This window comes from Pseudomonas sp. GCM10022186 (assembly GCF_042656385.1).
Lineage (GTDB): Bacteria > Pseudomonadota > Gammaproteobacteria > Pseudomonadales > Pseudomonadaceae > Metapseudomonas.
Genome location: NZ_JBHSOU010000075.1, coordinates 54469 through 61430 on the forward strand (window position 1 = coordinate 54469; position 6962 = coordinate 61430).

5 protein-coding genes are annotated in these 6962 nt (G+C 65.0%); 1 reads left to right on the forward strand and 4 read right to left on the reverse strand.

The window, feature by feature from the left end:
• Positions 1-62: 62 nt before the first annotated feature.
• The 4 genes from gabD to ACFPU0_RS27840 all read right to left on the reverse strand — a co-directional run bounded on the left by gabD (position 63) and on the right by ACFPU0_RS27840 (position 5839).
• Complete coding sequence (gabD, locus tag ACFPU0_RS27825) at positions 63-1511, reverse strand: NADP-dependent succinate-semialdehyde dehydrogenase (RefSeq protein ID WP_377696523.1); 1449 nt, start codon at positions 1509-1511, stop codon at positions 63-65.
• Positions 1512-1566: 55 nt separating this feature from the next.
• Entirely contained in the window at positions 1567-2688 is a 1122-nt protein-coding gene (locus ACFPU0_RS27830) for an aromatic ring-hydroxylating oxygenase subunit alpha (RefSeq protein WP_377696524.1), read from the reverse strand.
• Positions 2689-2932: 244 nt separating this feature from the next.
• Positions 2933-4546 carry a BCCT family transporter gene (locus ACFPU0_RS27835; protein ID WP_377696525.1) on the reverse strand — a complete coding sequence of 538 codons (1614 nt, stop codon included), beginning with the start codon at positions 4544-4546 and terminating at the stop codon, positions 2933-2935.
• Between the two features lie 213 nt (positions 4547-4759).
• Positions 4760-5839 carry a tartrate dehydrogenase gene (locus ACFPU0_RS27840; RefSeq protein WP_377696526.1) on the reverse strand — a complete coding sequence of 360 codons (1080 nt, stop codon included), beginning with the start codon at positions 5837-5839 and terminating at the stop codon, positions 4760-4762.
• Positions 5840-5948: 109 nt separating this feature from the next.
• Between ACFPU0_RS27840 and ACFPU0_RS27845 the strand changes: the two genes are divergently transcribed.
• Positions 5949-6872 carry a LysR substrate-binding domain-containing protein gene (locus tag ACFPU0_RS27845; RefSeq protein WP_377696527.1) on the forward strand — a complete coding sequence of 308 codons (924 nt, stop codon included), beginning with the start codon at positions 5949-5951 and terminating at the stop codon, positions 6870-6872.
• Positions 6873-6962: the final 90 nt, after the last annotated feature.

Below are 6962 nucleotides of genomic sequence, written 5' to 3' on the forward strand. Positions count from 1 at the left end.
TCACCTCTGCTGCGACTGCGGGCGGCGCCAGGCGCCGCCCTGATGGTGCGTGGTGCCCGCCATCACACGGCGAGGCACAGGTACTTCATTTCCAGGTAGTCCTCGATGCCGTACTTCGAGCCTTCGCGGCCGAGGCCGGACTGCTTGACGCCACCGAAGGGGGCCACCTCGTTGGAGATCAGGCCGGTATTGATGCCGACCATGCCGTACTCCAGCTGCTCGGCGATCTTCCACACGCGGCCGATGTCGCGGCTGTAGAAATAGGCCGCCAGGCCGTAGAGGGTGTCGTTGGCGAGAAGCACCACTTCCTCGTCGGAGGAGAAGCGCACCAGGGGCGCCACCGGGCCGAAGATTTCCTCGTCCAGCAGCTGCATGCCCGGCGCCACGCCGGTCAGCACCGTGGGCTGGAGGAAGTTGCCGCCCAGTTCGTGGGCTTCGCCGCCCACCAGCACTTCGGCGCCCTTCTCCAGCGCGTCGGTCATCAGGCTGCGGACCTTGTCCAGGGCCTTGCCGGTGATCAGCGGGCCGATCTGGGAGCCGCCTTCCAGGCCATGGCCGACGCGCAGCTCGCTCACCCGTGCGGCGAAGCGCTGGGCGAAGGCGTCATAGACGGCATCGTGGATATAGAAGCGGTTGACGCAGACGCAGGTCTGGCCGGCGTTGCGGTACTTGGCGACCAGCGCGCCTTCCACCGCCGCGTCGATATCGGCGTCGTCGAAGACGATGAATGGGGCGTTGCCGCCCAGCTCCAGGGAAACCTTCTTGATGGTGGGCGCGCACTGGCCCATCAGCAGGCGGCCCACCGGGGTGGAGCCGGTGAAGCTGAGCTTGCGCACCAGCGGATTGCCGGTGAGCTGGGCGCCGATGGCCACCGCGTCGCCGGTGACGATGCTCAGCACGCCGTCGGGCACGCCGGCGCGCTTGGCCAGTTCGGCCAGGGCCAGGGCGGAGAACGGCGTCTCGTTGGCCGGCTTGACCACTATGGTGCAGCCCGCCGCCAGGGCCGGCGCCACCTTGCGGGTGATCATCGCCGAGGGGAAGTTCCAGGGCGTGATGGCGGCGCAGACGCCGATGCCCTGCTTGATCACCAGCAGGCGCTTGTCGCCGGCCGGCGAGGGAATCACGTCGCCGTAGACGCGCTTGCCCTCTTCGGCGAACCACTCGATGAAGGAGGCGGCATAGCGGATCTCGCCCACGGCCTCGGCCAGGGGCTTGCCCTGCTCCAGGGTCATAAGGCGCGCCAGGTCGTCCTCGTGCTCGAGCATCAGCTCGAACCAGCGGCGCAGGATCTGCGCGCGCTCCTTGGCGGTACGGGCGCGCCAGGCGGGCAGCGCGGCGTCGGCGGCCTCGATGGCGCGCAGGGTTTCCATGCCGCCCATGTCGGGCACCTGGCCCAGCAGTTCGCCGCTGGCCGGATCGGTCACGTCCACCGTGCGGCCAGCATCGGCGTCGCACCAGGCGCCGGCGATGAAGGCCTGCTGGCGGAACAGGTCGTTGTCTTTCAGGTTCACTCGAAAATTCCTCCTCGCGAGGCGGGCCACCGCGCTGCCGCGGCGGCCACGGCCATCAACGGTCCAGGTGGGCGACGGCGATCAGGTTGTGGAAGTGGGCGATGCCGTGCTCGCTCTGGCCGCTGCGCTGGCTGTCCACCATGATCCGGCCCTGGCCGCGGTAGCCACGGGACTTCAGGCCCTTCTGCACGCTCTCCACCAGGCGCAGGTCTTCCGGACGGAAGACGTCGCGGTACCACTCGATCAGCGACTGCTGCTCGGGGGTGATGTCCTTGTTCAGGAAGTAGATGTCGTAGTGCTGCAGGGTCACTTCGGCGCTGACCGGGAACTCATAGATCACGGTCATGAAGTTGCCGCCGGGCGGTGCGTTGAACATGGTGCAGGGCCAGGCCCAGAAGCCGCTGAAGGACGGGTCCTTGACCGACTCGTCGAACTTGAAGGATTTCTCCGAGGGCTTGGCCACGCCGTACTGCAGCGACCAGTTGCCGTGCATGGTGTGGGTGTACTGGCCGACGTCGACGGAGTCGGAGAAGCCCGGGTGGGCCGGCGCGCAGTGGTAGCACTCCATGTAGTTGTCGACGATGGACTTCCAGTTGGCCGGGGTCTCGGTGACGAAGCGGGCGGCCAGGTGCAGGTCATCCACCACCGGGCAGGCCTGGCGCAGGCGCGCTTCGAGGCCGGGCAGCTGCTCTTCGACACTGCCGGCATCCTTGTTCATGTTGACGAAGATGAATCCGGCATATTCCTCGACGCGCAGCTGCACCAGGCTGGAATTGGCCTTGTCGAAGTCGGCCACGTGGTCGCAGTTGCGCGCGTGGGCCAGCTCGCCGTCGAGCTTGAAGGTCCAGGCGTGGTAGGGGCAGGTGATGACGTTCTTCGCCTTGCCGTCACCTTGCAGCAGCTGGTGGCCACGATGCGGGCAGACGTTGTAGAAGGCGCGCAGCTCAGCATCGCGGCCACGCACGACGATGATGCTCTCGCCGATGTATTCGCGGGTGATGTAGGCGTTGTTCTCGGCGACCTCGCTGCGGTGGCCGACGCAGACCCAGCTGTTGGCGAAGATCTTTTCCTTCTCGTGATCGAAGATCTCCGGGCGGGTGTAGTAGCTGGCCGGAATAGTGTAGGCCACGTCCGGGTTGGCGCAGAAGTCTGCGGGCAGGCGTTGGATGTCGTTCATCTTCTGTACTCCAGGCATTTTCAAGGCGCCGGCAAGGCCGGGCCATCACAGCCATTTACTTATGGTTAACGCAAATCTGTCAGTTAACAGATAGGGCAAAAAAATTTGAAATCGCTTTTGTAGGTTGGTGCAGAGCTTGCGAGGCCCAACATTGGATGCATGACCATCGTTCCGAAGCGTCGGGCTTCATGCTTCAGCCCAACCTACCCTGCACATCCGTGTGCAGAAGTGGGCACAACTCAACTCATTGCGCGGTGGCGGTGTTCAGGCGTACGCCCTCTTCCGCTTTCGGCGGCTCGACGCTCTCGTCCAGGCCACGGCGCACCGCTTCTTCCTCGATCAGGTGGGCCGGCATGCTGGCGTAGTCCTCGAACATCCATTTGAAGAAGCCGTAGATCTTGGTCAGCAGGATCACCAGGAAGGGGATCGCGGTCAGCACCACGGCGGTCTTCATGGTGGACAGCGAGGCCTTGGCGAACAGCATGGCCAGCGGGATCAGGGTCAGCATCACGCACCAGAACAGGCGGTGGGTCGGTGTGGGGTCCTGGCCTTCCTGGAGGTTACGGGTGCTGGTGGCCGCCACGGCGTAGGCCGCCGCATCCATGTGGGATGCGCAGAACACCGCCATGATGAACAGGTACAGCGCCAGGAACACCTTGCCGAAGGGCAGCGCGGTCAGGAGCATTTCCACGGCGGTCTCGCCGCCCTGCTCGCTGAGGATGCGCGGCACGTCGATGGCGCCGGTGATGAACTGGTGCATGCTGTAGCTTTCCAGGGCGCCGAAGAAGAACCAGCAGCCGACGCTACCGCCGAGCAGCAGCGCGGCGACCACTTCCTTGATCTTGCGGCCCTTGGAAACGCGGGTGACGAACATGGCCACGCCCGGCGCGTAGGACACCCACCAGAGCCAGTAGAAGACCGTCCAGTTACGGGTGAAGGCACCATCGCCCGAGGGGTCGGTGAACAGGCTCATGTGCACGTAGTTCTGGATCATCAGGCCGATGGCGTTGGCGGTGTTGTTCAGGGTGAACTGGGTCGGGCCCATCAGGAACACCACGCCGGCGAAGGCCAGCGCGCCCACGCAGACCATCTTCGACAGGCGTTGCATGCCGCCGTCGATGCCGATGTAGGAGCTCAGGGAGAAGATCACCGCCACGGCGCCAATCACCACCAGCTGGGTGACGAAGGTGTCCGGGATGCCGGTGAGGCCGGCCAGGCCGCGGGTCAGGGTGGATGCGGTGAGCGCCAGGGAAACCGTCAGCGCGCCGAACATGGTCAGCAGGAAGATCAGGTCAACCAGCCGGCCGACCGGGCCGTTGGCGCGAAAGCCGGTGACGGCCTCGATGATCGAAGCCAGACCCAGGCCACTCTTCTTGCGCACATGGAAGTGGTACGCGAGCGCCAGGGAAGACAGCGCGTAGAGCGCCCAGGCACTGATGCCCCAGTGGAAGAAGGAGTAGCTGACGCTGTGCTCCAGCGCCTCGCGGGTGCCGGGGGCGATGTTCAGGCCAGGGGTCTGGTAGTAGTAGGCCCACTCCATCACGCCCCAGTAGAGGGTCGAGGAACCCATGCCGGCGCAGATGAACATGAACACCCAGGTCATGGTCGTGTATTCCGGCTTGCCATTGCCGAGGCGGATGTTGCCGTACTTGCTGAAGGCCAGGTACAGCACCGCCAGGGCGCTACCGAAAACGAACAATTGCACGGTGGTGCCGAAGGTACGGGTGGAAATCTCGAAGAGGCGGTTGGCCAGGGCCTCCGACTCGGCGGGAAACGCAGCAAGGCCGATCACGGTCAAGGCCACGGCGATCAGGCTCGCCGTGATCAAGAACATGTCTTTCTTATTGTTGTTGGACATCGATGTCTCCTGGAACTGGATACCCCGGGCCCCCATCAGGCAGGGAGGTCACCGGACTACGCTATTTGTTAATCATTGGTTTACGTTAATCCATTGGTTAACAGCTTGTCCGAAATACGCCTTCAAAGCAACTCCTGTCGGACAATTCGCAGGCCGTTTATCGCCTGCGGAAAAATGCCGGCCGCCCGTTTGGAACGGGCGGCCGGATCAATCTCACAATGCGTCGGCGATCGCCTTGCCCACTTCCTGGGTAGAAGCCTTGCCGCCCAGGTCAGGGGTGACCGGGCCTTCGGCGATCACCTGTTCGATGGCGCGCAGGATGCCGTCGTGTGCGGCCTTGTAGCGCTCGTCGCCATTGCCGAGGAAGTCCAGCATCAGCGCGCCGGACCAGATCATGGCGATGGGGTTGGCGATATTGCGGCCGTAGATGTCCGGCGCCGAACCGTGCACCGGCTCGAACAGCGACGGGAACTTGCGCTCCGGGTTGAGGTTGGCCGAGGGCGCGATGCCGATGGTGCCGGCGCAGGCCGGGCCCAGGTCGGAGAGGATGTCGCCGAACAGGTTGGAGGCCACCACCACATCGAAGCGGTCCGGCTGCAGCACGAAACGCGCGCAGAGGATGTCGATGTGCTGCTTGTCCCACTTGATTTCCGGGTATTTCTCCGCCATCGCGGCGACCCGCTCGTCCCAGTAGGGCATGCTCACCGCCATGCCGTTGGACTTGGTGGCGGCGGTCAGCTGCTTGCGCTCGCGGGTCTGGGCCAGGTCGAAGGCGTACTTGAGGATGCGGTCGACGCCACGGCGGGTGAAGACCGATTCCTGCAGCACGAACTCGTGCTCGGTGCCCTCGAACATGCGCCCGCCCAGGGACGAGTACTCGCCCTCGGTGTTCTCGCGGATCACCACGAAGTCGATATCGCCCGGCTCGCGGCCGGCCAGCGGGCAGGGTACGCCGGGGAACAGGCGCACCGGGCGGATGTTCACGTATTGGTCGAAATCACGGCGGAACTTCAGCAGCGAGCCCCAGAGGGAAATGTGGTCGGGCACCTTGTCCGGCCAGCCCACGGCGCCGAAGTAGAGGGCATCGAAGTCCTTGAGCTGCTCGAACCAGTCGTCGGGCATCATCTTGCCGTGCTGCAGGTAATAGTCGCAGCTGGCCCACTCGATGGTCTCGAAGGACAGCTCCAGGCCCCATTTCCTGGCCGCAGCCTCGACGACCCGCAGGCCTTCGGGAAGTACTTCGTTGCCGATGCCGTCGCCGGCGATGGCGGCGATCTTGAATGTCTTGCTCATGCTGGTCGTGCCTTTGCTGAAGCGCCTGGTTCAGGCGGGGTGTCGACCATGCTATAAGGACTCCTCGCAAAGATAATCCAGCGCTTCATTGATAGATAAGACACGAATCGTGAATAGTCTGCCCAACCTGGAAGACCTCCGCGTCTTCGTCCTGGTGGCCCGCCGTTCCAGCTTCGCCGCCGTGGCCGCGGAAATGGGGACCTCCCCCGCCTTCGTCAGCAAGCGCATCCGCCTGCTGGAGGAAAGCCTGGGTGTACGCCTGCTGCACCGCACCACCCGGCGCGTGGCGGTGAGCGAGGACGGCGAGCGCGTGTACCGCTGGGCGCAGCACATCTTCGAGGCAGTGGAACGGATGACCGACGAAGTCTCCGAGCTGCACCAGGAGCCCCGCGGGCAACTGCGCATCGTCAGCAGCTTCGGCCTCGGCCGGCGGGTCGTGGCGCCGGCGCTCTCGGAGCTGTCGGCACGCTACCCGGCCCTGGATATCCGCCTGGACCTGTCCGACCGCCTGGTGGACCTGATCGACGAAGGCTTCGACCTGGATATCCGCATCGGCGACAACATCGCCCCCAACCTGATCGCCAAGCCGCTGGCGAAGAACAGCCGCATCCTCTGCGCATCGCCCGCCTACCTGGCGCGACAGGGCGAACCGGGCAGCCTGGCGGAGCTGGCCGGCCACGACTGCCTGGTGATCAAGGAGCGCGACCACCCCTTCGGCCTCTGGCGCCTGCAGGGGCCGGCGGGCGAGGAAAGCGTGAAAGTCACCGGGCCCCTTTCGGCCAACAACGGCGAGATCGTCCACCAGTGGGCGGTGGACGGCCGTGGCATCGCCCTGCGCTCCTGGTGGGACGTGGGCGAAAGCCTGGAGAATGGCCGCCTGGTACAGGTACTGCCGGAGTACAGCCAGCCGGCGAACATCTGGGCCGTGTACGCCGCACCGCTGGCCACCTCGGCGAAGATCCGGGTGACGGTGGAGTTCTTCCGCCAGTATTTCCAGGAACACCGCGGCCAGAGCCCCGGCCACCTTTCGTAGGGTGGATCACGCTTCATCGATCCACCATGGGCGTCCGGCCCGGCTTCGCTGGTGGACAAAAAGGCGCTGTCCACCCTACCTCCCGGGGCA

Excerpts from the sequence above, each read along its gene's own strand:
- ACFPU0_RS27840 (WP_377696526.1), bottom strand. The coding sequence starts at position 5,839 with ATGAGCAAGACATTCAAGATCGCCGCCATCGCCGGCGACGGCATCGGC.
- ACFPU0_RS27830 (WP_377696524.1), bottom strand. The coding sequence starts at position 2,688 with ATGAACGACATCCAACGCCTGCCCGCAGACTTCTGCGCCAACCCGGAC.
- ACFPU0_RS27835 (WP_377696525.1), bottom strand. The coding sequence starts at position 4,546 with ATGTCCAACAACAATAAGAAAGACATGTTCTTGATCACGGCGAGCCTG.